Origin of the sequence: Streptomyces sp. NPDC046931, assembly GCF_040644655.1 — a bacterium.
Taxonomy (GTDB): Bacteria; Actinomycetota; Actinomycetes; order Streptomycetales; family Streptomycetaceae; genus Streptomyces.
Genome location: NZ_JBEYWX010000033.1, coordinates 25,130 through 48,831, shown reverse-complemented (window position 1 = coordinate 48,831; position 23,702 = coordinate 25,130). Strand labels below are relative to the sequence as shown.

General features: G+C 71.0%; 20 protein-coding genes. 12 read left to right on the top strand and 8 right to left on the bottom strand.

Annotated features, from left to right (window positions below):
• Nucleotides 1-42 precede the first annotated feature (42 nt).
• Nucleotides 43-780 (top strand): class I SAM-dependent methyltransferase, encoded by a 738-nt coding sequence (locus tag ABZ876_RS35055; protein ID WP_361789412.1) that lies wholly within the window; start codon nucleotides 43-45, stop codon nucleotides 778-780.
• Nucleotides 781-856: 76 nt separating this feature from the next.
• On the opposite strand, the gene ABZ876_RS35050 is transcribed toward ABZ876_RS35055, so the two are convergent.
• Nucleotides 857-2,308, bottom strand: coding sequence for an SMI1/KNR4 family protein (locus ABZ876_RS35050; protein WP_361789410.1), 1,452 nt, complete (start codon nucleotides 2,306-2,308; stop codon nucleotides 857-859).
• 60 nt (nucleotides 2,309-2,368) lie between these two features.
• On the opposite strand from ABZ876_RS35050, the gene ABZ876_RS35045 reads away from it, so the two are divergent.
• From ABZ876_RS35045 to ABZ876_RS35035, 3 genes are all read left to right on the top strand, one after another.
• Nucleotides 2,369-2,590, top strand: coding sequence for a hypothetical protein (locus ABZ876_RS35045; RefSeq protein WP_361789408.1), 222 nt, complete (start codon nucleotides 2,369-2,371; stop codon nucleotides 2,588-2,590).
• Nucleotides 2,591-2,743: 153 nt separating this feature from the next.
• Nucleotides 2,744-2,947 (top strand): cold-shock protein, encoded by a 204-nt coding sequence (locus tag ABZ876_RS35040; RefSeq protein ID WP_361789406.1) that lies wholly within the window; start codon nucleotides 2,744-2,746, stop codon nucleotides 2,945-2,947.
• Between the two features lie 87 nt (nucleotides 2,948-3,034).
• Complete coding sequence (locus ABZ876_RS35035; RefSeq protein WP_361789405.1) at nucleotides 3,035-4,741, top strand: DEAD/DEAH box helicase; 1,707 nt, start codon at nucleotides 3,035-3,037, stop codon at nucleotides 4,739-4,741.
• Between the two features lie 320 nt (nucleotides 4,742-5,061).
• Here the strand turns inward: ABZ876_RS35035 and ABZ876_RS35030 are convergent, their stop codons facing one another.
• Entirely contained in the window at nucleotides 5,062-5,484 is a 423-nt protein-coding gene (locus tag ABZ876_RS35030) for a YjbQ family protein (protein ID WP_361789403.1), read from the bottom strand.
• A gap of 229 nt (nucleotides 5,485-5,713) precedes the next feature.
• On the opposite strand from ABZ876_RS35030, the gene ABZ876_RS35025 reads away from it, so the two are divergent.
• The gene (locus ABZ876_RS35025; protein ID WP_361789401.1) at nucleotides 5,714-6,799 is read left to right on the top strand and encodes an NAD(P)-binding domain-containing protein; all 1,086 of its coding nucleotides are present in this window, start codon (nucleotides 5,714-5,716) and stop codon (nucleotides 6,797-6,799) included.
• 69 nt (nucleotides 6,800-6,868) lie between these two features.
• Here the strand turns inward: ABZ876_RS35025 and mltG are convergent, their stop codons facing one another.
• Nucleotides 6,869-7,696 (bottom strand): endolytic transglycosylase MltG, encoded by an 828-nt coding sequence (mltG, locus tag ABZ876_RS35020; RefSeq protein ID WP_361789399.1) that lies wholly within the window; start codon nucleotides 7,694-7,696, stop codon nucleotides 6,869-6,871.
• Nucleotides 7,697-7,739: 43 nt separating this feature from the next.
• Nucleotides 7,740-9,542 carry an ABC transporter ATP-binding protein gene (locus ABZ876_RS35015; RefSeq protein WP_361789397.1) on the bottom strand — a complete coding sequence of 601 codons (1,803 nt, stop codon included), beginning with the start codon at nucleotides 9,540-9,542 and terminating at the stop codon, nucleotides 7,740-7,742.
• Nucleotides 9,543-9,703: 161 nt separating this feature from the next.
• Between ABZ876_RS35015 and ABZ876_RS35010 the strand changes: the two genes are divergently transcribed.
• Nucleotides 9,704-10,174 (top strand): MarR family transcriptional regulator, encoded by a 471-nt coding sequence (locus ABZ876_RS35010; protein ID WP_361789395.1) that lies wholly within the window; start codon nucleotides 9,704-9,706, stop codon nucleotides 10,172-10,174.
• An 89-nt stretch (nucleotides 10,175-10,263) separates the two neighbouring features.
• On the opposite strand, the gene ABZ876_RS35005 is transcribed toward ABZ876_RS35010, so the two are convergent.
• Complete coding sequence (locus tag ABZ876_RS35005) at nucleotides 10,264-11,871, bottom strand: peptide-N4-asparagine amidase (protein WP_361789393.1); 1,608 nt, start codon at nucleotides 11,869-11,871, stop codon at nucleotides 10,264-10,266.
• Nucleotides 11,872-11,969: 98 nt separating this feature from the next.
• A complete protein-coding gene (locus ABZ876_RS35000; protein WP_361789391.1) occupies nucleotides 11,970-12,644 on the bottom strand; it encodes a hypothetical protein in 675 nt (224 codons plus the stop codon).
• A gap of 607 nt (nucleotides 12,645-13,251) precedes the next feature.
• Between ABZ876_RS35000 and ABZ876_RS34995 the strand changes: the two genes are divergently transcribed.
• The 4 genes from ABZ876_RS34995 to ABZ876_RS34980 all read left to right on the top strand — a co-directional run bounded on the left by ABZ876_RS34995 (nucleotide 13,252) and on the right by ABZ876_RS34980 (nucleotide 17,887).
• Nucleotides 13,252-15,069: an ABC transporter ATP-binding protein gene (locus ABZ876_RS34995; protein ID WP_361789389.1), complete on the top strand. Its 1,818-nt coding sequence runs from the start codon at nucleotides 13,252-13,254 to the stop codon at nucleotides 15,067-15,069.
• Nucleotides 15,066-16,847, top strand: a complete 1,782-nt coding sequence (locus ABZ876_RS34990; protein ID WP_361789387.1) for an ABC transporter ATP-binding protein — start codon at nucleotides 15,066-15,068, stop codon at nucleotides 16,845-16,847. The genes ABZ876_RS34995 and ABZ876_RS34990 overlap by 4 nt, the downstream gene beginning before the upstream one ends.
• Nucleotides 16,848-17,113: 266 nt before the next feature.
• Nucleotides 17,114-17,578, top strand: coding sequence for a DUF5709 domain-containing protein (locus ABZ876_RS34985; RefSeq protein ID WP_361789385.1), 465 nt, complete (start codon nucleotides 17,114-17,116; stop codon nucleotides 17,576-17,578).
• Nucleotides 17,579-17,611: 33 nt separating this feature from the next.
• Nucleotides 17,612-17,887, top strand: a complete 276-nt coding sequence (locus ABZ876_RS34980; protein WP_361789383.1) for a type B 50S ribosomal protein L31 — start codon at nucleotides 17,612-17,614, stop codon at nucleotides 17,885-17,887.
• 243 nt (nucleotides 17,888-18,130) lie between these two features.
• Here the strand turns inward: ABZ876_RS34980 and ABZ876_RS34975 are convergent, their stop codons facing one another.
• Entirely contained in the window at nucleotides 18,131-18,925 is a 795-nt protein-coding gene (locus ABZ876_RS34975; protein WP_361789381.1) for a metal-dependent hydrolase, read from the bottom strand.
• A gap of 145 nt (nucleotides 18,926-19,070) precedes the next feature.
• Between ABZ876_RS34975 and ABZ876_RS34970 the strand changes: the two genes are divergently transcribed.
• Nucleotides 19,071-21,584: a DUF3516 domain-containing protein gene (locus ABZ876_RS34970; protein ID WP_361789379.1), complete on the top strand. Its 2,514-nt coding sequence runs from the start codon at nucleotides 19,071-19,073 to the stop codon at nucleotides 21,582-21,584.
• Nucleotides 21,585-21,603: 19 nt separating this feature from the next.
• Nucleotides 21,604-22,476, top strand: a complete 873-nt coding sequence (locus ABZ876_RS34965; RefSeq protein ID WP_361789377.1) for an acyl-CoA thioesterase II — start codon at nucleotides 21,604-21,606, stop codon at nucleotides 22,474-22,476.
• A gap of 48 nt (nucleotides 22,477-22,524) precedes the next feature.
• Here the strand turns inward: ABZ876_RS34965 and ABZ876_RS34960 are convergent, their stop codons facing one another.
• Nucleotides 22,525-23,514, bottom strand: a complete 990-nt coding sequence (locus ABZ876_RS34960) for a DUF6397 family protein (RefSeq protein WP_361789375.1) — start codon at nucleotides 23,512-23,514, stop codon at nucleotides 22,525-22,527.
• Between the last annotated feature and the right edge of the window lie 188 nt (nucleotides 23,515-23,702).

The following is a 23,702-nucleotide window of genomic DNA, read 5'->3' as shown; positions in this document are numbered from 1 at the left end:
TTGCGTCGACAGCCCCCTCCGCGCCCGGCAGAGTGGACGCCCGTGACGAGCAGTGAGCTGTGGACCCGTGCGGACGCCGAGCGCTACGACGCCGAGGAGAACGAGATGTCCTCGGCTGCCGTTCTCGAACCGACTCTCGCCTTCCTCGCCGAACTCGCCGGAGACGGCCGGGCACTGGAGTTCGCCATCGGAACCGGGCGAGTCGGCGTCCCGCTCCGGGAACGCGGCGTGCCGGTGGTGGGCATCGAACTGTCCGAGCACATGGCGGCCGTCCTGCGGCGCAAGATGGACGAGCACACGCTTCCGGTCGCCATCGGGGACATGGCCACGACCGTCGTCCCGGGCGAGTTCACCCTGGTCTATCTCGTCTACAACACCATCTCGAACCTGCTCACCCAGGACGAGCAGGTCGAGTGCTTCCGCAACGCCGCACGTCATCTGACGCCCGGCGGCCGATTCGTCATCGAACTGGGCGTGCCGCCGCTGCGGCTGCTGCCGCCCGGCCAGGTCGCGGTGCCGTTCGACGTCTCCGAGCGGCATCTGGGCTTCGACACCTTCGACCTGGTCGAGCAGATTCTTGTCTCCCATCACCTCACCCGCGACGGCGACGGCGACTACCGCCGCGACAACTCCCGGCACCGGTACGCCTGGCCGGCGGAACTCGACCTGATGGCACGGCTCGCGGGGCTGGAGCGGGAACGGCGCGTCGCGGACTGGGACGGGGCGCCGTTCACCCAGGACTCCACGAAGCACATCTCCGTGTGGCGCAAGCCGGCCTGAGGGCCTTCCACCACCGGCCGTGCCGTCCCAGTAGACCGGCGGTGCCGTCTTCGCGCCCGTGGACCTCCTGTGCCGCTCAGAGGCTGCCGTCGACGCGCAGCGCGTCGCCGGTGTCCAGGCCGACGCGGGAGGCCAGGACGAGAGCATCCTCGAAGGTGACGTCCTTTCCGGCCAGACGGACGGCGGCCAGGGTGGGCGGGACCCTGCCCTGGTCGAGCAGCGTGGCCCACTGCCGCTGGGTAAGAGCGAGGTAGCGCAGGTTCGCCAGGCCCGCGAGGACGGTCAGATCGGGGATTTCGGCGCCGGACAGGTCGAGCCCGTGCAGATTGGGGGCGGTACGCAACGGAGTGAGGTCGACCGGCGCGGTGGCGCTCAGGTCGAGGGAGGCCAGGTGACGGTGGCCTGCGAGCGGAGTGAGGGCACCGCCGTCGAGGGTGACACGGAGGGACTCGACGGGCAGATCGCGCACAGGCGTCAGGTCGGCCGTGACGGAGCGGTTGAGGTGCAGGCGGAGCAGGCCGGGCGCGGCGGTGAGCGGGCTGAGGTCGACGATGCCGGTCGCGTCGTTGACATGGATGGCCTGGAGGGTGGGCGGAACCTCGTCGGGGATGCCGCCGATGATCTGCTGGGTGCCGACGCCGCAGGCGGCTCGGCGCAGGGAGATGTGGTCTTCGTACTTCTCGTAGGAGCCCTGCTCCAGCATTTCGAGGTGCTGCTGGAGCAGCGAGGTGATGGAGTCGGCGATGTACACGGGGCCGTCGTCGTAGTCGCGGCCCGTGGCGATGATCTGGCCGGGTCGCCCGTCGCGGGCCGGGTCCATGTCGACGGCGAGGTAGTTGCCGTCCTCGCTGGTGGCGAAGCGGATCCATCCAGGGTGCCCTCCGCAGCGGCGGACGGTGTCCGCGGGGGTGGTCTCGAAGACCACGGCGTCCCATTCCAGGTCCCAGCCGAACCAGGGCCGGTCCTGCCACTCGCGACCGTCGGTGTACTCGGCGACCAGGCTCTGAAGGGAAAGCCAGGCGTTGTTCTCGATCAGGCAGCGGTGCCGGTACCCGATACCGTCGCCGTCGGCGATCAGGTACAGCGCCCGCAGGTCGGCGGGCAGCGGGCGCCCGATGCGGCGTTCGGCTTCGTCGAGCGCGGCCACGGTGACGGGCGGGGGCAGTTCCTCGGCCTGTCCGAGGATGGCGGCGCGCCGCTCGAGGTAGGCACGGAACCCCGTCGCGGCCCGCTCCGGGTCGCCGGCCGGGGCGGCGGTGCCGGCCTGCTGGCGCAGGCCTGGCTGCGGCAACCGGTAGCCGGGGTCCAGGACGACCTCGTACCCGCCGCCCGATCCGGTCACGCGGCCCACGGCGTCCCTGAAGAGGACGAGCCGGTACTCACCGGAGGGCCGGCAGTCGATCTCCCAGCTGACGGGGTCCCAGCCACGCTCGTCGCGTATCACCTCCGCAAGCTGCATCAGGCGGGAGTGCATCTCGGGCAGGCCCATGGGGGCGCGCGTCCCGGGGACGGTGTAGCCGCCTGTCATTCCGCTTCCGCCACGGCCTGCGCGCCCTGAGAGCAGGGCCCGTGTCCACCCCTTCGGCGCGTGCGTGACGATCTGTTCGGCCATGCCGCGGGCGGCCTGCTCGATCATGTGCTGCTGCTCCCGTTCCGTCGACTGCGGCGGCCATCCTGGCAGGCACCGCTGACAACCGCCGCCGCCGACGGGGTCGGCCGGCGGGGCGGCGGCATACGGCGGCGGAGCAGCAGAAGGGTCGAGGGACTGCGCACCGACGTCCGCACCCAGCACGATGATCGAAGGCTGTGAGGAACCCGCAGCGAGCTGTGCTATCGTTGCAGCGTTGCAGTTGTGGTACCCATGAACCTATGTGCGCCTGACAGGAATGTTTCCCCTGCAGGCGCATTATTTGTTTTTCCGGCATCTCCGGATGGGGCCTCTGCCTACAGAACGGAGAAGGTCATGGCACAGGGAACCGTGAAGTGGTTCAACGCTGAAAAGGGTTTCGGCTTCATCGCGCAGGACGGCGGCGGGCCCGACGTCTTCGCCCACTACTCGAACATCGCGACCCAGGGCTTCCGTGAGCTCCAGGAGGGCCAGCGGGTCTCCTTCGACGTCACGCAGGGCCAGAAGGGCCCCCAGGCGGAGAACATCCTCCCCGCCTGATCGCCGGACGCGTATCCGCTCACCGGGGTCCGCACCGTCATGGTGCGGACCCCGGTTTGTGCTGTTTTCAGGAAGGCAGATAACTGCATGTCCCGCAGGCCCCAGAAGCCGAACCGGCGCCCCTCGTCACCCCCACCGTCCGCGTCGCCGCCAAGGGAATTCCGGCTGCCGGAAAGCACGACACCCGCGCTCCCCGCCGTCGAGGACTTCGCCGGTCTGGACATGCCCGCGGGGCTGCTGAAGACCCTCACCGCGCAAGGCGTCACCACGCCCTTCCCCATCCAGGCCGCCACGCTGCCCAACTCGCTCGCCGGCCGTGATCTGCTGGGACGGGGACGCACCGGCTCCGGCAAGACCCTCGCGTTCGGGCTTGCGCTCCTGGCCCGCACGGCCGGACTGTGCGCGGAGCCCAAGGCACCCCTCGCCCTCGTGCTGGTGCCCACCCGTGAACTCGCCCAGCAGGTGACCGACGCGCTGACTCCCTACGCGACGGCGGTCAACCTCCGCCTGGCCACCGTGGTCGGCGGGCTGTCCATCACCAAGCAGGCCGCAGCGCTCCGGCGCGGCGCGGAAGTGCTCGTGGCGACTCCCGGCAGGCTCAACGACCTCGTGGAACGCGGGGACTGCGTGCTCGGCAGCGTACGCGTCACAGTGCTGGACGAAGCCGACCAGATGACCGACATGGGCTTCCTGCCGCAGATCACCAAGCTGATCCAGCAAGCACGGCCCGACGGACAGCGCATGCTCTTCTCGGCCACCCTGGACCGCAACATCGACCGCCTGGTGCAGCGGTTCCTGACCGACCCCGTGGTGCACTCCGTGGACCCGTCCGCGGGGGCGGTGACCACCATGGCGCACCACGTGCTCCACGTCCTGGACGAGACCGACAAGAAGGCCGTCACCACGCGCATCGCGGCCCGTGACGGCCGGGTCATCCTGTTCCTCGACACCAAGAGGTCCGCCGACCGGCTCGCCAAACGGCTCCTGGCCGTCGGTGTCCGGGCGGCGGCACTGCACGGAGGCCGCTCCCAGCCGCAGCGGAACCGCACCCTGGAACAGTTCAAGAATGGCCAGGTCACCGCGCTGGTGGCGACGAACGTCGCGGCCCGGGGCATACACGTCGACGACCTCGACCTCGTCGTGAACGTCGATCCCCCCACCGACCACAAGGACTACCTGCACCGGGGAGGACGCACGGCCCGCGCCGGCGGCTCCGGCAGTGTGGTCACATTGGTCCTGCCCGACCAGAAGCGGGACGTCACCCGGCTGATGTCGGACGCGGGCATCCGCCCCCGAACGGCCCGCATCACGTCGAGCGACGCGGAACTGGCCACCATCACCGGCGCTCGCGAGCCCTCCGGCGTGCCCGTCACCATCGAGGTCCCCCAGCCTGCGACACCGACGGCGTCCCGCCCGGAGCGGAAGGCCGGCACCGAGCCCGGCAAGCGGTCCGGCCGCCGGCGAAAGGGCGGCAACGCAGCGGCGACAGATGCTGCCACCAGCACGAGGGACCGGGGATCGAACCGCCGGACCGCGGCCGGGGCAGCAGTAGCCGGCGGTCCTTCCGCAAGCAGCCGACACGGCTCCGCTCGCCGCACGGGGGCCGACAGGGCCACGGAGGGTGATGCCGGCTCGGGCCGCCGCAGTTCCGACCGCCGGGCCGGGGGCGGGGCGGCGAGCGGCGCCGCCTCCGGCAAGGTTGTCCGCGGATCCGGCGGGCGGGCAGCGGCCCGCGGCGCTATGGGCGACCGCGTCCCCGGCCGCCGAGGCGGCCGCGGCACCTCCGCGCCCTAGCTCGGATCACGCCAGCCTGCCCCTTGTGGCCGGCATGATCGGTGCCGTCCGGCGCGTACTGGCGCAGGGCGGCACCCAGCTTGATCGTGCGCTCGCCGCTCTCGCTCTTCCAGCCGCTTCGCGCCGAGCATGGGCGCCAGACGGAGCCGGACGTGCGCCTCGTACTCGTCGTACGTGCCGAGCTTCCGCCGGAGTTGATCACGTCCAGGTGCTTCGCCGACTTGGCGGGCACGGGTACGGAAACGTGTCACACCGGCGCAATCACCCCATCAACACATTCGGCGCGGCCGGAAGTCGCCGCTACCGTCTGGTCACACGCATCAGCCAAGGAAGCTCAGCCGCACCTGACGGTCGGGGTTGTCCCTGTTCGTGTCCACCAGGCACACCGACTGCCAGGTTCCGAGCTCCAGCCGGCCGCCGACGACCGGGAGGGTCGCGTGGGGCGGGACGAAGGCCGGCACGACATGGTCACGGCCGTGGCCGGGGCTGCCGTGGCGGTGCTGCCAGCGGTCGTCGGCCGGGAGCAGCGCATGGAGTGCGGCGAGGAGGTCGTCGTCGCTGCCGGAGCCGGTCTCGATGATCGCGACGCCGGCGGTGGCGTGCGGCACGAAGACGTTCAGAAGACCGTCGCGGCCCGCCGCCGCCTCACGCAGGAAGGCCTCGCAGTCCCGGGTGAGATCGACGACCGTCTCACCGGAACCGGAGGCGATGTTCAGGACGCGGGTGCTGAAGGCATCGGGCATGTCTTCATCCTCACCCATGTCACCGGGTCCATACCTGGTCTCACCCATGTCACCGAGTCCGCACCGGGTCGATCATCCGTCCAGTGGCACACCCCGACTCCGCGCGCCGCACCCGCGTGCCCCGCCGCGTGCGCCGGCCCCGCCGCCTGCGCCAGGCCCATGGCCCCGTCCCGGTAACGGCTGCCGGGCGCCAGGGAAGATCTCCACCCCCGGCACGGTTGGTAGAACCGTGAACAACATCGAGGTGCACGAACTCGACGTGGTCGTCATAGGCGCCGGTCAGGCCGGACTGTCCAGCGCCTATCACCTGCGGCGCACCGGTTTCGAGCCGGACCGCGACTTCGTCGTGCTCGACCACGCTCCCGGGCCGGGCGGCGCCTGGCAGTTCCGCTGGCCTTCGCTGACGTTCGCCGAGGTCCACGGGATGCACGCGCTGCCGGGCATGGAGCTGACGGACGCGGACCCGGCGCGGCCGTCGTCCGAGGTCGTCAGCGAGTACTTCGACCGCTATGAGCGCGCCTTCGGCCTGCGCGTACGGCGGCCAGTCGACGTCCGGGCCGTGCGCGAGGGCACGGGCGGGCGGCTGCTGGTCGAGACGTCGGCCGGGACCTGGGCGCCGCGTGCGCTGATCAACGCGACGGGGACCTGGGACCGGCCCTTCTGGCCACGCTGTCCCGGGCAGGAGACCTTCCGCGGGCGGCAGTTGCACACCGCCCAGTACCCCGGCCCGCAGGAGTTCGCCGGACGGCGGGTGGTCGTCGTCGGTGGCGGCGCGTCCGGTACCCAGCATCTGATGGAGATCGCCCCGTATGCCGCCGCGACCACCTGGGTGACCCGGCGCGTCCCGGTGTTCCGGGAGGGTCAGTTCACCGAAGAGGTGGGGCGGGCGGCCGTCGCGCTCGTGGAGGAGCGGGTGCGGCAGGGGCTGCCGCCGAGGAGTGTGGTGTCGGTCACCGGGCTGCCCCTCAACGATGCGATCCGGCAGGCGATCGAGGACGGGATCCTGGACCGGCAACCGGTGTTCGAGCGGATCGTGCCGGACGGGGTGGAGTGGGACGACGGGCGGCACGTGGACGCGGATGTGATCCTGTGGGCGACCGGCTTCCGGGCGGCAATCGACCATCTCGCCCCGCTGCGGCTGCGTGAGCCGGGCGGCGGCATCCGGGTGGACGGCACCCGCGCGGTCTCCGACCCTCGGATCCACCTGGTCGGTTACGGGCCATCGGCGAGCACGATCGGTGCCAACCGCACGGGACGCGCGGCCGTACGGGACATCAGGCGACTGCTGGCGGGCGAAGCGGCCGCCGTGGCCTGAAAGAGCAGCGGTGGCGGCCGGCACCGTCCGGCACCTGCCGGGTGGCCGCGGGTTCACCCCACGCGGCACCTACTTCCCGGCGCGCAACCGGTTGAATTCGGCGACGTTCCGCTGCTGCTCCTCGTAGCTCGCCGTGAACCGTGTGTCGCCCGGCTTGACCGTGACGAAGTACAGCCAGTTGCCCGGCGCGGGGTTGAGCGTGGCACGCATCGCGGCCTCGCCCGGATTGGAGATCGGTGTCGGCGGCAGGCCCATGCTGCGATACGAGTTGTAGGGGCTGTTGATCCTCGTGTCGCTCAGGGTGGTTTTGAGCGTGGAGCGCTTCAGCGCGTAGTTGAGGGTGGAGTCCATCTGGAGCGGCATGCCCCGCTCCAGGCGGTTGAAGATCACGCGGGCCACCTTGGCCATATCGGCCTTGGTCGCCGCCTCGGCCTGCACGATGCTGGCCACGGTCACGGTCTGATAGCCGGTCAGGGCGCGGCGCGGGGCACCTGCGGTGATCGTACTGCGGCCGAGCCTCTTGTTCGCCAAGTCGACCATGTACCGCAGTACGGACTCGGGGGTCGCCCCCTCGGGGAGCGGATACGAGGCCGGGAAGAGGTAGCCCTCGGGGTTGCCCCGAGCGGCCCGCGGCAGCTTCAGGTGTGCTTCGGGCAGGGACTTCCTCGTCGAACCAGGCGGCAGCCGCAGGGCCTTGTCGAGCGCCGCGTAGATCTGGCCCGCACGCCAGCCCTCCGGGATCACGAGGCTGCGGCCCGGGGCCTTTCCGTCGCTGAGCGGAGTCACCAGCGGCACGGTCACGGCGGCGGCCGCCACGGCGAGCCCGGTCGCGACGAGGGCGGCCCGGCTCCCCCGCGTCAGTCCCGTCTGCTTGCGTGGCGGAGTGGTCGTCTGCATGGCCGCACAGTATCCCGACAACTGTCAAAAACCTGGCATATCGTCACCTAGTCGACTCCAGTCGGGCGTCCCGCCGGACAAGGGCCGCATACCGGCCGTCGAGCTCCAGCAGCTCCTCGTGCGTGCCCCGTTCGACCGTGCGCCCGGAGTCGAGGACCACGATCTGGTCGGCATCCCGGATGGTGGACAGCCGGTGGGCGATGGTCAGCGTGGTCCGGTCGGCCGACAGGGCGTCGATGGCTTCCTGAACCGCGTGCTCGGTCCGGGTGTCGAGGGCACTGGTCGCCTCGTCGAGAATGAGGACCGGCGGATCGCGCAGGATCGTGCGGGCGATGGCGAGCCGCTGCTTCTCGCCGCCCGAGAAGCGATGTCCGCGCTCACCGACGATCGTGTCGTACCCGTCGGGCAGTGCCGCGATGTGGTCGTGGATCTGGGCGGCCTTCGCCGCGGCGTACAGCTCCTCGTCGGTCGCGTCCGGCTTCGCGAAGCGCAGGTTGTCGGCGACCGAGGCGTGGAAGAGGTACGTCTCCTGGGAGACGACACCGACCGCCCGAGCGAGCGTGTCGAAGTCCAGGTCCCGGACGTCGACTCCGTCGAGCGTGACCCGCCCGCCCGTCACGTCGTACAGCCGCGGCACCAGATAGCTGAGCGTGGACTTTCCGGACCCGGTGGGGCCGACGACGGCGAGGCCGGTGCCCGCCGGAACGGTGATGCCGATGTCCTTGAGGATCGGGCCGCTCTTGTCGTCGTAGTGGAACTCGACGCCCTCGAAGCGGATCTCGCCCTTGATCTGGTCGAGACGGACCGGGTCGTCGGGCTCGCTGATGTCGATGGGCAGGTCGAGGTACTCGAAGATGCGCTGGAAGAGCGCGAGCGAGGTCTGGATCTGCACACCGGTGGACAGCAGGCTCACGGTCGGCCGGAACAGGCCCTGCTGGAGCGAGACGAACGCCACCAGCGTGCCGATCGAGATGGACGGACCGCCGACCCGGAGCGCGATGCCCGCGGTCCAGTAGATGACGGCCGGCATGGCGGCCATCACGATGGCGATCACGGCCATGCGCCAGCGGCCCGCCATGTTCGACTTCACCTCGAGGTCGACCAGACCCTCCGACTCGCTCGCGAAGGACTCGGTGAGCGAGTCGGCGCGGCCCATGGTGCGGCCGAGCAGGATGCCGCTGACGGAGAGCGACTCGGTGACGGTGGCGGCCATCGCGGCCATCTGCTTCTGACGCTGGGTGGCGATCTTCTTGCGTTCGTTTCCGACGCGGCGGCTGATCCAGACGAACAGCGGCAGCAGGAGCAGCGAGACGACGGTGAGCCGCCAGTCGAGGGCGACCATCGCGACGATGGTCGCGACCACGCTGGTGAGGTTCGAGACCAGGGAGGTCGCGGTGGAGGTGACGGTCGCCTGCATGCCACCGATGTCGTTGGCGATGCGGGACTGGACCTCGCCCGTGCGGGTGCGGGTGAAGAAGGCGAGCGACATGCGCTGAAGCCGTCCGTAGACGGCGGTGCGCAGATCGTGCATGACGCGCTGGCCGACCGTCGTGGAGATGAGGGTCTGCAGCACGCCGAAGACGCTGGTGACGACGGCGCTCAGGATCATGCCGAGGGCGAGCAGACTCAGCAGTCCGGTCCGGCCCTGCGGAATCGCTACGTCCAGGATTTCCTTGAGCAGGAACGGCGTGGCGACGGAGACCAGCGAAGCGGCGCCGACCAGCAGGCCCACGACGGCGAGGCGGCCGCTGTACGGCTTGAAGAGCCTGAGGACGCGGCGCACCTGCCGCGGCCGTTCGGACGAGCCGTCAGAGGACGGGCTCCAGGCGGGTTGATCGGGATGCATGGGCTCCTACGGAGGTCGGGCAGCGCTCGGGGTGCGGCGACGCTGCAGGCGTCGGGACGGTGATGCGGGATCGGTACGACGGCAGTGCGGACGATCGATAACGGATCTTAGCTCATTGTTACCTATATTCACAATGAATGAGGTCCTGATATTGTTCCCGTATGACCATCGCCGACCCCGACGGCCTGCTCGCCGAGCAACTGCTGCGGCTCACCCGCCGCGTGCACCGCATCCAGAAGCGTCATCTGGAGCGGTGCGGCCTGGGTATCACTCCGGCCCAGTCCCGGCTGCTGCGCACGCTCGCCCACTTCGGTTCGCCGCCCCGCATGGCGGATCTGGCCGAGCGTCTGGAGGTCGTGCCCCGGGCGGTTACCACCCTGGTCGACGGCCTGGAGGCGAGCGGCAGGGTGCGCCGGGTACCCGACCCCAGCAATCGGCGGGTGATCCGGATCGAGGTCACGGACCGGGGCCGAGAGGCGCTGCGCGCACTGCGCGGCGCACGCAGATCCGCGGCGGAGGAGATCCTGGCCCCCCTGACGGAGGAGCAGCGCGAGGTGCTCGGAGGTCTGCTGGACACGCTGATCGACGGCGGTGACGCTCCCTCCGTACCCGGAGGGGAGCGGCACTGCTGACCGCCCGCGCAGACGCCTGAACCTCGCGCACCGCATGCGACGGGCGGCGCTCCCGCTCCGTACCGCCGGAGCGGGAGCGCCCACTTCGTTCAGCCGTCGTAGCGGTCCTCGGTGAGCACTCCCTGAACCGTCGTCAGCCGCCGGTCGTAGCAGCCCCGCGAGCCGTACAGCCGGTAGCGCTCGCTCGTAGTACCGACCGCGTACCGCTGGTCACGCGGCACATTGGTGGTGTAGGTGGCGTCCCCGGTGTAGGTGTCGTCGAGCCGGGACCACGCGCCGCGGCGGCCGTCTCGGGTCTCGACGGCCGCGGCCCGGTCCCCGAGCGTCAGGACGGTGCGCAGCCGGCCGTCCGCGCCGACGGCCGTGGCACCGTTCATCGTGTACGTACGGTGCGTTCGTGTGGTGCGGGCCGGGCCGGGTCCGGCGACGGTGACCGACTCGTCGTCCGTCCAGGTGGCGTCGAGGCTGTCCATGTCCTCGCCGCCGGTCCAGCGGTGCACGGAGGTGTTCGCCAGTGCCCGGCCGACGGTGGTGGCCACCCGGCCGTGCGAGGTGTCGAGATATCCCGCGATCGTGAGCCGGTGACCGCCCTCGGCATCCAGCCGGTTCTCCGTGCCCGGGGTGTAGACCGGGGAGCCGACGGGATCGCCCGCCTGATGGACGGTGAGCCTCCCGGTGACGCGCGTGCTCTTCGCGTCCTGCCAGACCAGGATGTTCACGGGGGTGCTCCAGCCGGTCTGCCCGGCGGGCACACCCACGACGGAGACCTCGACCCGGTGCGGTCGGCCGTCGTCGAGGATCCCGGCGAACGGCGTCAGGTCATAGGTGATCGGCTTGACGTCGAAGGCGCGCGGCCCCGGGATCACGTACCAGAGGAAGGGATTGGACCAGCCTCCGGTCCACACGGTCGGGAAGGGCGCCGCGATACCGGCGAGTCGGCCGTCGACCGTGATCTGCACCTCCCGGTAGGGGCCGCCCGTCGCCTTGCAGGAGTACGGCGCCGAGTCGGGCACGGTGAGATACCAGAACTCCTCGCAGCCACCGCCCGAGCCGGTGGCGTACACCTCGGCGACGATGCGTTCGCTGTTGCGGGGCGTGGTCAGGGTGCCGTCCTGGAGGGTGAGGACACGGTCGGGGGTGCGGGCGGGCCTGCCCTTGTAGAACGTGAGCGTGACCTTGACGTCGATGACCCCGGTGTAGGTGTCGTCGACGACGTTGCCGATGAGCATCTCCACGTCACGGCTCTTGCGGAACGTGTCGCTGTAGCGGGTGACGTCCTTCTCGACGGACCACTCGATCCCGTCCGGCGACGGCTCCGGCGTGGACGTACGGAAGATCTCGACACCGCCGACGTGCAGATGACCGAGGCGGTCGAACTGCCGTCCCTTCACCTTGCCGTCGAGGCGCAGCACGACCTTGCTCCAGCGGTCGCCGCAACCGCTCGGCGGGGTGTACGTGCCCCGGTACGGAGTGAAGTCCCGGAACTGCGTCTCGGCGAGGGTGACCTCGCAGGAAGGGGAGTCCGGCCGCGCGACCGGCGGGGCCGCGGTCAGCGGGTCGTGCCAGTCGGTTCCGAATTCGGCGGGCGGGGTCGCGGCGGCCGAGGGGTTTGCGGCCGATGCTGGGTCCGCTCCGAGGAGGAGACTCACCGTCAGAGCCACGCCGGTGAGCATGGACATGATTATCCGGCTTCTCATGTCCCGTGTTTCTACGGGGAGTCGACTCAGCCCGCAATGAGGCCGCGACGAGCACCCCGGAACACTCGATCGCGGTGCACCCTCATCCGGCGGACCGACTAGGCCTTCAGGGCCTCCCTGTCCCCCATCACCACCACGGGATGCCGGTCCGGGTCGAGCGTCCGCAGCAGGTACTCCATCCCGGATTCGGGCAAGGTGACGCATGCCGACGTACCGTCACCGTGGTCCACATGCAGCCAGATGCCGCCGCCCCTTTCGGCGCCCTCGGGCCGGGTCGGATCGTTCGGCGGAGTGCCTCTGAGCCGGTTGTAGTCGATGGCGATGACGTAGTCGAAGTCGTGCCGGTGCGCCTCGCCCCAGTTCTGCGGCACCTCGTAGGACTTTCCCTGGTCGTACGGAAGCCGGGTGCCCGGGTCGTCCAGGACCCCGCCGGCATCGCTGAGCGTGAACACACCCACAGGGGTGCGCAGATCGTCCTCGTGGTGGTCCGTCGTCCAGCCCTTCCGGCCGTTGTGGCCCCGCCACCGCCCGGCCTCGTACCAGGTGTCGCCATCGTCCTTCTCAAAGAGCACGAGGGTGGACTCCGGCGAGTCCTCGTCGTCGCCGTAGACCGCCAGAACCTGGCTCGACGCGTCGGGGACTAGCCGGTACAGCCGGTCGCCGACGCCCGGGACACGCCCCGGGTCGGCTGTGGAGTCGGATGTCGCCGTGGGACTCGGATCCGCCCGGTACGGCGACGTTCGTCCGGTGAATCCCTCGTCCGACGACGGCACACCTCCCCCGGCAGCCCCCGGATCCGCCGACGGCCCCACTCCGCCCGCACGCCCCGGGTCCGCCGACGGCGTGACGCCCCCCGCAGGCCCCGGATCCGCCGACGGCCCCACTCCGCCCGCACGCCCCTGGCCCGCCGACGGCGTTACGCCACCCCCAGCCCCCGGGTCCGCCGACGCCGCGCCTCCCCCGGGGCGCCCCGGATCCGCCGTCCGGACGGACGCACCGCCGGCACTGTTTCCCGGGCCACCACCCGCCGCGGCGTGGCCACCGGCTTCCCAACCGCCGCACGCCGACAGGGACATCACCAGCACGCCGCAGGCCGCCGCCACGGCTCGCGTGCGCACCGCACCGCACACCTCACCCGTACCCATGCGACATATCGTCACATTATCTGCTTAATAAGGGCTTTCCTGTCCCAGCTTTTCACCCGCCTGCCGCAGGGGCCGGATCCGGTCGTCCGAGCCGGAAAACCGTTTGCCTTCACCCACCGTCCGAGGCGACTCTGTCACGGCTTGTCACGGGCCTGGTCGACGTGCGGGGACACGCGCCGACCCGTGCACCGCACCGCAGCCCCGTCCAATCCCTGACACGAGCCACTGGGACGCCATGCAGATTCAAGATCTTCCGTATCCGGACCCGGGTGTGCCGGACGCCCGCTCGGGTCCCCGATTCCTGTGGTGGCTCGGCCGGAACCAACTCGGCGGACAGCTCAAGGCCCTCGCCTGGGGGCTGCTGCACTTCCTGTCCGTCTCCGGCATGCCGTTCTGTGTCGGTCTCGCCGTCCAGGCGGTCGTCGATCACTCGGGCACCCGGCTCGCTCTGACCGGAGGGCTGCTCCTGCTGTGCGGCGCGGGCATCACGCTGGGCGACACCATGCTGCACCGCACCGCGGTCACCAACTGGATCACCGCGGCCGCACGGGTCCAGCAGCTCCTGGCCCGCCGGACGGCCCAGCTCGGTTCCGCACTGACCCGACGCGTCGCGGCCGGTGAGGTCGTGGCCGTATCCACCGGCGACGTGGAGAGGATCGGCTGGTTCGTGGAGGCCGTCTCCCGCTTCAGCGCAGCGGCCCTCACCATCGTGGCGGTATGCGTCGGGCTCGTCGTATACCAGCCCGCGCTCGGAGTCGTCGTGGCCGTGGGCGTGCCGGTGCTGGCGCTCGCCGTGCTGCCGCTGCTGCCCCGGGCGACCCGGCGGGCCGACACCCAGCGCGAGAAGGCGGGCCGGGCCACCGAACTGGCCTCGGACACCGTCGCGGGTCTGAGGGTGCTGCGAGGTATCGGCGGCGAGGAACTGTTCCTGGAGCGCTACCGCAGGGCCTCTCAGGAGGTCCGCGCCGCGGCCGTGCGCAGCGCCAGGATGTGGTCGCTGATCTCGGCGATCCAGGTGCTGCTCCCGGGGCTGCTGATGATCGCGGTCGTCTGGCGCGGTGTGCAGCTGGCACACGAGGGCCGGATCGCCGTGGGTGAGCTGGTCACCGTGTACAGCGCCGTCATGCTGCTCACCTACCCGCTGCGGCACTTCGAGGAGATCGCCATGGCGTACTCCTTCTCACGTCCGTCCGCCCGGCGTGCGGCCGGGGTGCTGTCGCTGCGACGGGCCACCGAACCCGCGGGTTCCCATGAGGCCGGCGTACCGGACGGGGACCTGTACGACCCACGGACCGGGCTGCTCGCGCCCGCGGGGCGGCTCACGGCCGTGGTCTGCGGCGACCCGGACGCGGCGGGAGTGCTGGCCGAGCGGCTGGGCGGGCACCCTGCGGAGAGCGCGGAGACGCACGTCTCGGTGCTTCTCGGCGGTGTGCCGCTGGACCAGCTGCCGCTCGACTCCGCACGCACCGCGGTCCTCGTCCAGGACAAGGACCCGGTGCTGTTGTCGGGCTCCCTGCGCGAACTGCTCGACGTACCGGCCTCGGGTGCGGTCGGCGCCCGGGAGGCGCTGGCCGCAGCGCAGTGCGGCGATGTTCTGGACGCCCTCGTACAGGGGTCGCCGGGGGCCGCGGACCCGATGGAGGCGCGGATCACCGAGCGCGGCCGGTCGCTGTCCGGAGGCCAGCGCCAGCGGCTCGCCCTGGCCCGGTCGCTGATCACCGACCCGCAGGTTCTCGTCCTGGACGAACCGACGTCGGCCGTCGACTCGCACACCGAGGCGCGGATCGCCGAAGGGATCCGGAAGCTGCGGGCGGGCCGTACGACGGTCGTGTTCACCTCGTCGCCGCTGCTCCTGGACCACGCGGACCACGTCGTGCTGGTGCACGAGGGCGAGGTATCGGCGGTCGGTCTGCACCGTGACCTGGTGCGCGACGAGCCCCGGTACCGCGCGGTCGTGACCCGGGAGACCGACGCCGAGGCCGCGGCAGGCAGCGCCGTGCTCGCCGAACTGGAAGAGCTGGAAGAACTGGAAGGGATCGAGGAGAGCGCATGATCGGCGTGGCGCCCCCCGCGTACGACCCGGCGGCCCAGACGGCGGCGAGCACTCTGCCGGTCGGCGCCCCCGCGACCGTACGCGCCTATGTGGCCGAACTGTTCCGCCGGCACCGCCGGGCCTTCCTGCTCCTGATCGCCGTCAACACGGTCTCCGTCGTCGCGTCGATGGCGGGCCCCTATCTGCTGGGCGGCCTCGTGGAACGCCTGTCGGACGGCGCGCGGGAACTCCACCTGGAGCGCACCGCCGCGCTCTTCGTCCTCGCCCTTGTGATCCAGACCGTGTTCGTACGGCTGGTACGCCTGCGCGGGGCCGTGCTCGGCGAGCACATGCTCGCCGATCTGCGTGAGGACTTCCTGGTGCGGGCGGTGGGGCTGCCGCCGGGGGTCCTGGAGCGGGCCGGGACCGGCGATCTGCTGTCCCGGATCACCACCGACATCGACCGGCTGGCCAACGCGATGCGCGAGGCCGTGCCGCAACTGGCCATCGGCGTGGTGTGGGCGGCACTGCTGCTCGGCGGTCTGACCGTCACGGCTCCCCCGCTCGCCCCGGCCGTGCTCGTCGCGGTGCCCATGCTGGTGATCGGCTGCCGGTGGTACTTCAGGCGCGCCCCCTCGGCCTACCGCTCGGAGGCCGCCGGATACGCAGCGGTGGCCGCCGTCCTCGCCGAGACCGTGGACGCCGGACGCACCGTGGAGGCCCACCGGCTCGACGCCCGGCGCATCGAGCTGTCGAACCGGCGGATCAGGGAGTGGACGGCCTGGGAGCGGTACACCCTCTGGCTGCGGTCGGTGCTCTTCCCCGTCATCAACATCACGCATGTCACGGTCCTGTGCTCGGTTCTGATGATCGGCGGGGTGTTCGTCCTGCGCGGCTGGATCGACGTCGGCCAGCTGACGACAGGCGCGCTCATCGCGCAGATGCTCGTCGATCCGGTCGGCCTGATCCTTCGCTGGTACGACGAGCTACAGGTCGCCCAGGTGTCGCTGGCGCGGCTGGTCGGCGTGCGTGACATCGAGCCGGAAGCGGGCGACGCGTCGGTGGCCCCCGAGGGGCGCGACGTCAAGGCGGACGAGGTCCGCTTCGGCTACCTCGCGGGAGTCGACGTACTGCACCGTGTCTCCCTGAACGTCGCCCCCGGCACCCGGCTCGCCCTGGTCGGCCCCTCCGGCGCCGGCAAGTCCACACTGGGCCGCCTGCTCGCCGGGATCTATGCGCCGCGGGAGGGCCGGATCACCCTCGGTGGCGCCGAACTGTCCCGGATGCCGGCGGAGCGCGTGCGCTCGCACGTGGCCCTCGTCAATCAGGAGCACCACGTCTTCGTGGGCTCCCTGCGCGACAACCTGCTCCTGGCGCGCACCGACGCCGTCGACGCCGAGCTGTGGGCCGCGCTGGGCGCGGTGGACGCGGACGGCTGGGCACGCGCCCTGGACGACGGCCTGGACACCGAGGTGGGCTCGGGCGGCCTGGCGCTCACCCCTGCTCAGGCGCAGCAGATCGCTCTGGCCCGCCTGGTGCTCGCGGACCCGCATACCCTGGTCCTGGACGAGGCGACCTCCCTGCTGGACCCGCGCGCGGCCCGCCACCTGGAGCGCTCCCTGGCCCGGGTCCTGGACGGCCGCACAGTCGTCGCGATCGCCCACCGGCTGCACACGGCCCACGACGCCGATGTGATCGCCGTGGTCGAGGACGGACGGATCAGCGAGCTGGGCAGCCACGACGATCTGGTCGCCGCGGACGGGGCGTACGCGGCGCTGTGGCGGTCCTGGCACGGCTGACCTCGGCCCCACCGCCCCGGTTGGCGGAAAGCGGCCCTGGTGCCGGTTCCCGACCGGCCGTCCAGGGCCTCCTTCCACGCCCCGCACCGCCCGGTCACCCCTGCCGTTGCGCAGTGGCGAAGGGGGGTGGAAGGCTGGATCTCGGCAGCGGCGGGGGGCCGTGCCCGAACCTTCCGGTTCCGTACGGCGGGCCCGCGCCCAGCAGTCACCCGTGTCCGCCGCCCTTGCGGGGGCGCCCGGCCCGTCCCGACACCTGGAGGTAACCCGTGGACAGCACCGACGGTTGGGGTGACGACGTCTACCAGCCCGACGGGTCCGAGGTGCAGGACGACGCGGGGCTGCTCGACGCCGAGGACACCCTGGAGAACGACGGAGTGAACAACCCGCTCGATCGTGGCTGGTCGCCACCGGAGCGGCCGTGGGCGGTGGACCATGTCGGCGTGACCGCGGCCGAGGGGCACACCGGGGAAACGCTGGACCAGCGCCTCGCCGAGGAGGTCCCCGACATCGCGGTCCCGGACGGCGACGACATCGGGGACTGGGCCGACGGGGACGGCGAACCCCTGGACAACGAGGTCGGCGGCCCCCGCTCCGGCCGTCTCGTCGCCCCCGACGAAGGGGCGCACCAGGACGAGGAGAGCGGGCTGATCGCCAGCGATGTCGGCATCGACGGCGCCGCGGCCTCGGCGGAGGAGGCAGCCGTGCACATCGTCGACGAGGAGTACGGCTGACCCGTCGGCGTCCGCCCCACGCGAGGAGCAGCCATGCAGCAGGACAAGCACCCCCTCTACCACCCTGTCGTCTTCCGCGACCGCTCCGCCGGATACGCCTTCCTCACCCGGTCCACCGCGACCAGCGACCAGACCATCGAGTGGGACGACGGCGAGACCTATCCGGTCGTGGACGTCGAGATCTCTTCCGAGAGCCATCCCTTCTACACGGGCAAGGCACGGACGGTGGACTCGGAGGGGCGGGTCGCGCGGTTCGAGCGGCGGTACGGCGGCGCGGAACGGAGGGCCGACGCGGACGAAGCGGGCTGAGCCGGCCCGGTGAGTCGCCCGGGCGCACCGGCTCGGCAGCCGGTGGGCCCGCGCGGACGCGCCTGTAGTGTCGCCCCTCCTGCCCCGGCAGCCGGAGGGCCGGGGCAGGAGGGGCGGGCCCCCGGGCCGGGCCGACAGGCGCCGGGGCCGGACCGGCAGACCACGCCGGCAGGCCGGCAGACCAGGACGGTCGGCTGCCAGGCCGCGACGACGGGCCGGGACACCGCCATGCCGGGGCCGCTCTCAGATGACGTTGAGCGCCGCCGCGCAGCCGACCCCGCCGAGCAGCATGAACGCCGGCATCAGCACCTTCAGCTCGACCCAGCTGCCGGCCCGGAACCGCATCACCCTGGGCGGGCCCACCGGGTACCAGCGCTTGCGGCCCACCGGTATAGGCCAGAGGATCGGGCAGCCCGAGACCGTCAGCGCGTCCCCGATGTCGTGCACCAGCGCGCCCAGGACGATCGGCAGGCCGAGCCAGAGGTACTGCTGACCCGGCGCGGTGAACAGCCAGTCCGACCCCTTGCCCGGCTGGTCGAGTATGCCCGCAAGGATCCAGGCACTCGTCGCGGCCAGCAGCCACACCAGCACATCGCTGCTCGAACCGCGTGCCGCCCGCCACAGCAGCCCCTCGATGGCCAGCACCATGTGCACGAAGAGGATGGCCAGGACCGTCCACCGTCCGCCGGTGACGGCCGCGACCGAGGTGCCCCCACCGATCAGCACCGCCCACAGCCAGGTGTGGGTCAGCGTGCGGTGACCGCCGGACCGGCGCGCGTCGCCCGGCTTCCTGGTCGACTTGTACACGGCGTACGACAGCTTGTCGACGATCTCGCACAGCCAGCGGGAGACGGGTCCGAAGGACCGCGAGATGGTGGCCGCCTTGTGGTCCAGATCCGGAGCCAGCGCGGCACCCGCGCAGATCAGCGCGCCTACGAGGAGGACCGGCCAGGGCATCGGGTGACCGGCCGCCGCGGCTGCCGCCCCCACCCCGAGCCAGGCCGCGGCCCCCGACAGTGAGTGTGCTGGTCCCATCATGGCCGCTTCCCGCCCCATTCCTCTTGCAGCGCTGCCCGATTACTCCCGTGCGCTGACGTGTCATCGGCGCCACAGCGTAGCGTTCGTGATCTTCGGCAGGACATCCGATTCCCCCATCGGGTGGGAGGCCAGGCAAGATGGGGGCGTGACCCTCATCGATCAGCTCCCCAAGACCGCAGACCCCGACGCCCTCTACGAAGCCTTCGAGTCGTGGGCCGGGGAGCGCGGCCTCACCCTCTATCCGCACCAGGAGGAGGCGCTGATCGAGGTGGTCTCGGGAGCGAACGTGATCGTGTCGACTCCCACCGGCTCCGGCAAGAGCATGATCGCCGCGGGCGCCCACTTCGCGGCGCTCGCCCGGGACGAGGTCACGTTCTACACCGCGCCGATCAAGGCGCTCGTCTCGGAGAAGTTCTTCGAGCTGTGCAAGCTCTTCGGCACCGAGAACGTCGGCATGCTCACCGGCGACGCCTCCGTCAACGCCGACGCCCCGGTGATCTGCTGCACGGCCGAGGTCCTCGCGTCCATCGCGCTTCGCGACGGCAGGCAGGCCGACGTCGGCCAGGTCGTCATGGACGAGTTCCACTTCTACGCCGAGGGGGACCGCGGCTGGGCCTGGCAGATCCCGATCCTCGAGCTGCCCCAGGCGCAGTTCATCCTGATGTCGGCGACGCTCGGCGACGTCTCGATGTTCGAGAAGGACCTGACCCGCCGCACCGGCCGCCCCACGGCGGTGGTCCGCTCGGCGACCCGTCCGGTGCCGCTGTCGTACGAGTACCGGCGCACCCCGCTCACCGAGACGCTCACCGAACTGCTCGACACCCGGCAGGCCCCCGTCTACATCGTCCACTTCACCCAGGCGCAGGCAGTGGAGCGGGCCCAAGCGCTGATGAGCATCAACATGTGCTCGCGGGAGGAGAAGGACCAGATCGCCGGGCTGATCGGCAACTTCCGCTTCACCACCAAGTTCGGTCGCAACCTCTCCCGTTATGTGCGGCACGGCATCGGCGTGCATCACGCAGGCATGCTGCCCAAGTACCGCCGCCTGGTGGAGAAGCTGGCTCAGGCCGGTCTGCTGAAGGTCATCTGCGGCACGGACACCCTGGGCGTCGGCGTGAATGTCCCCATCCGGACCGTGCTGTTCACGGCATTGACCAAGTACGACGGGAATCGCGTGCGCACCCTGCGCGCCCGTGAGTTCCACCAGATCGCGGGCCGCGCCGGGCGTGCGGGCTTCGACACGGCGGGCCTCGTCGTGGCCCAGGCGCCGGAGCATGTCATCGAGAACGAGAAGGCGCTCGCCAAGGCGGGCGACGACCCGAAGAAGCGCCGCAAGGTGGTGCGCAAGAAGGCCCCGGAGGGCTTCGTCGGCTGGACGGACAACACCTTCGACAAGCTCATCGAGTCCGAGCCGGAACCGCTCACGTCCCGCTTCCGGGTCACCCACACCATGCTGCTGTCGGTGATCGCCCGGCCCGGCAACGCCTTCGAGGCCATGCGCCATCTGCTGGAGGACAACCACGAGCCGCGCAAGCAGCAGCTGCGGCACATCCGGCGCGCGATCGCGATCTACCGCTCGCTGCTGGACGGCGGAATCGTGGAGAAGCTCGACGAGCCGGACGCCACCGGCCGTATCGTGCGCCTCACCGTCGATCTCCAGCAGGACTTCGCGCTCAACCAGCCGCTGTCGACCTTCGCTCTGGCCGCGTTCGAACTTCTCGACCCGGAGTCCCCCTCCTACGCTCTCGACATGGTCTCCGTCGTCGAGTCCACGCTGGACGACCCGCGGCAGATCCTGGTCGCCCAGCAGAACCGGGCGCGTGGTGAGGCCGTGGCCGCGATGAAGGCGGACGGCGTCGAGTACGAGGAGCGCATGGAGCGGCTCCAGGACGTGACGTACCCCAAGCCACTGGAGGAGCTGCTCTTCCAGGCGTACAACACGTACCGCAAGAGTCACCCGTGGGTCGGCGACCATCCGCTGTCGCCGAAGTCGGTGATCCGCAACATGTACGAACGGGCGCTGTCCTTCACGGAGTTCATCTCCTTCTATGAGCTCGCCCGCACCGAGGGCATCGTGCTGCGCTACCTGGCCAGCGCCTACAAGGCCCTCGACCACACCGTCCCGGACGACCTGAAGTCGGACGACCTGGAGGACCTGATCGCCTGGCTCGGCGAGATGGTGCGCCAGGTCGACTCCAGCCTCCTGGACGAGTGGGAGCAGCTGGCCAACCCGGAGGAGATGACGGCTGAGGAGGCCCAGGAGAAGGCCGACCAGGTCAAGCCGGTCACCGCGAACGCGCGCGCCTTCCGCGTCCTGGTCCGCAACGCCATGTTCCGCCGTGTGGAGCTCGCCGCCCTCGACCAGGTCGAGGAACTCGGCGAGATGGACGCCGAAGCCGGATGGGATGCCGAGGCATGGGGCACGGCCATGGACAAGTACTGGGACGAGTACGACGAACTCGGCACCGGCCCCGACGCCCGCGGCCCGAAGCTGCTGATGATCGAGGAAGAGCCGGAGAACGGTCTGTGGCGAGTCCGCCAGACCTTCGCCGACCCCAACGGCGATCACGACTGGGGCATCAGCGCCGAGATCGACCTCGCGGCCTCCGATGCGGAGGGTCGCGCCGTCGTCCGTGTGACCGACGTCGGCCAGCTGTGAGCACAGGAGAGTGCCACCCATGACGAACCCAGCCGAAAGGCTCGTCGATCTGCTCGACCTCGAGCAGATCGAGGTGAACATCTTCCGCGGTCGCAGCCCGCAGGAGTCCCTGCAACGGGTCTTCGGCGGCCAGGTGGCCGGCCAGGCACTGGTCGCGGCCGGCCGCACGACGGATTGCGAACGGCCGGTGCACTCCCTGCACGCGTACTTCCTGCGCCCGGGCATCCCGGGCGTGCCCATCGTGTACCAGGTCGAACGGATCCGTGACGGGAGGTCCTTCACGACGCGCCGGGTCACGGCCGTACAGCAGGGCCGGACGATCTTCAATCTGACCGCCTCCTTCCACAAGCCTGAAGAGGGGAGCTTCGAGCACCAGTTGCCGCCGGCCCGCCAGGTCCCGGACCCGGAGTCGCTGCCGACGCTGGTGCAGGAGGTGAAGGAGCATCTGGGCGCGCTGCCCGAGACGCTGGAGCGGATGGCCCGGCGTCAGCCCTTCGACATCCGCTATGCGGACCGGCTGCGCTGGACCGCCGAGGAGGTCAAGGGTGCCGAGCCGCGCAGCGCCGTCTGGATGCGCGCCGTGGGTCCGCTGGGGGACGACCCGCTCGTGCACACCTGCGCGCTGACGTACGCGAGCGACATGACGCTCCTGGACGCCGTCCGTCTTCCCGTCGAACCCCTGTGGGGGCCGCGTGGTTTCGACATGGCGTCGCTGGACCATGCCATGTGGTTCCATCGGCCGTTCCGCGCGGACGAGTGGTTCCTGTACGACCAGGAGTCCCCGATCGCGGTGGGCGGCCGCGGTCTGGCCCGGGGCCGTATCTACGACCGCCACGGGCGCCTGCTCGTCTCGGTCGTCCAGGAGGGACTGTTCCGCAGACACGAGCAGTGACGCCGTGAGGCGTCCCGGGTGTCCGGTCGATCGTGCCCGCCGTACCGGTCAGATGTCTCTGCGACGCAGCCACCCGAGCATGCCTCGCGACCGCGTCGCTTCCAGTCGCGTGGCCGATCCTGGATCGGGCGGGTCGGTCTGGGGGAGGTTCACATCCTCGCCGGCGGGCGCGGGCGAGCACGCAGGCATGGTGAGCCGTCCGCCCGGCGGCAACGACGCCGTCCTCGGTGCGGGCCGGTGCCGTCGGGCCTCGGCCAGCGCCTGCGCCAGCTCGGCCCGGAGCCATTCGATCTCGTCGGGATCCTGTGCCGTCATGATCCGTGCGGCGATAGGGGCCGCCGACGACTCGGGCGCCGGGTGGCCGGGCCGGGCGGGCCGCAGGCGGTCCAGATGTGCCCGCTCGTGTGGATCGGGGACGACCTCTGCCATCCGGACCGTGTCCAGCAGGGACGCCACGACGGCGGCCTTCGCCCATGGGTCCCCGGCCTGGCGCAGCTCGAACCCGATGTGGCGTCCGCGCCAGTTGCGGGGCCGCAGGTCCACTCCCTCCTCCAGCTGGCCGCGCAGCCCCTCAGGTGTCCGGCCGGTCAGCAGCCGGGCGTTCTCCTGTGCGGCGGCGAACTGCCGTACCTCCTCCGCGAGATACAGCCAGACCACGGCCCGGTAGCGGTTCACGTACCAGTTCACCGGGATCACCAGGCCCAGGCGGGCGAACCGGGTGAACCTGCCGGGCGTGACTCCCATCAGCGCCGCTGCGTCCCTGGTGCCCACCGTCTCGACCCGCCCGCGCAGCACCTCGGGGAACCCGTCCTCCGCACGCACACGGTCGATCTCCGCGCGGGTGACCCTGCGGCCCCCTCCTCCCTCGTCCGGAACGGTGCGTACGCGCCCGAGCCGCACGGCGAGGTCGAATTCGCCCCGCCTGAGGTCCAGTTCCCGTGCCGCGCGGCTCGGCGCCAGCGTGGAGCGGCGGGCGGTGCGCCCTGTGAAGGTGCCGGCAGCTTCGGCGCGAGCGGGTGTGATGGTGTTTCCGGACATGGCGGTCTCCCCCGTGGAATCCGTCGCGGACACCCTGCGTATCCGCCTCGGAAAAAACCGTAGCCGGATCGCCAGATCTCGGAGACCGCCTGTGGACAACTCCGCCGAGCGCTCGTTGCCGCAGGTCAAGCGCCACACGGATGCTGCTTGCAGGCGTCGGTTGCCCAACGTCACCGGCGGCGGGTGCC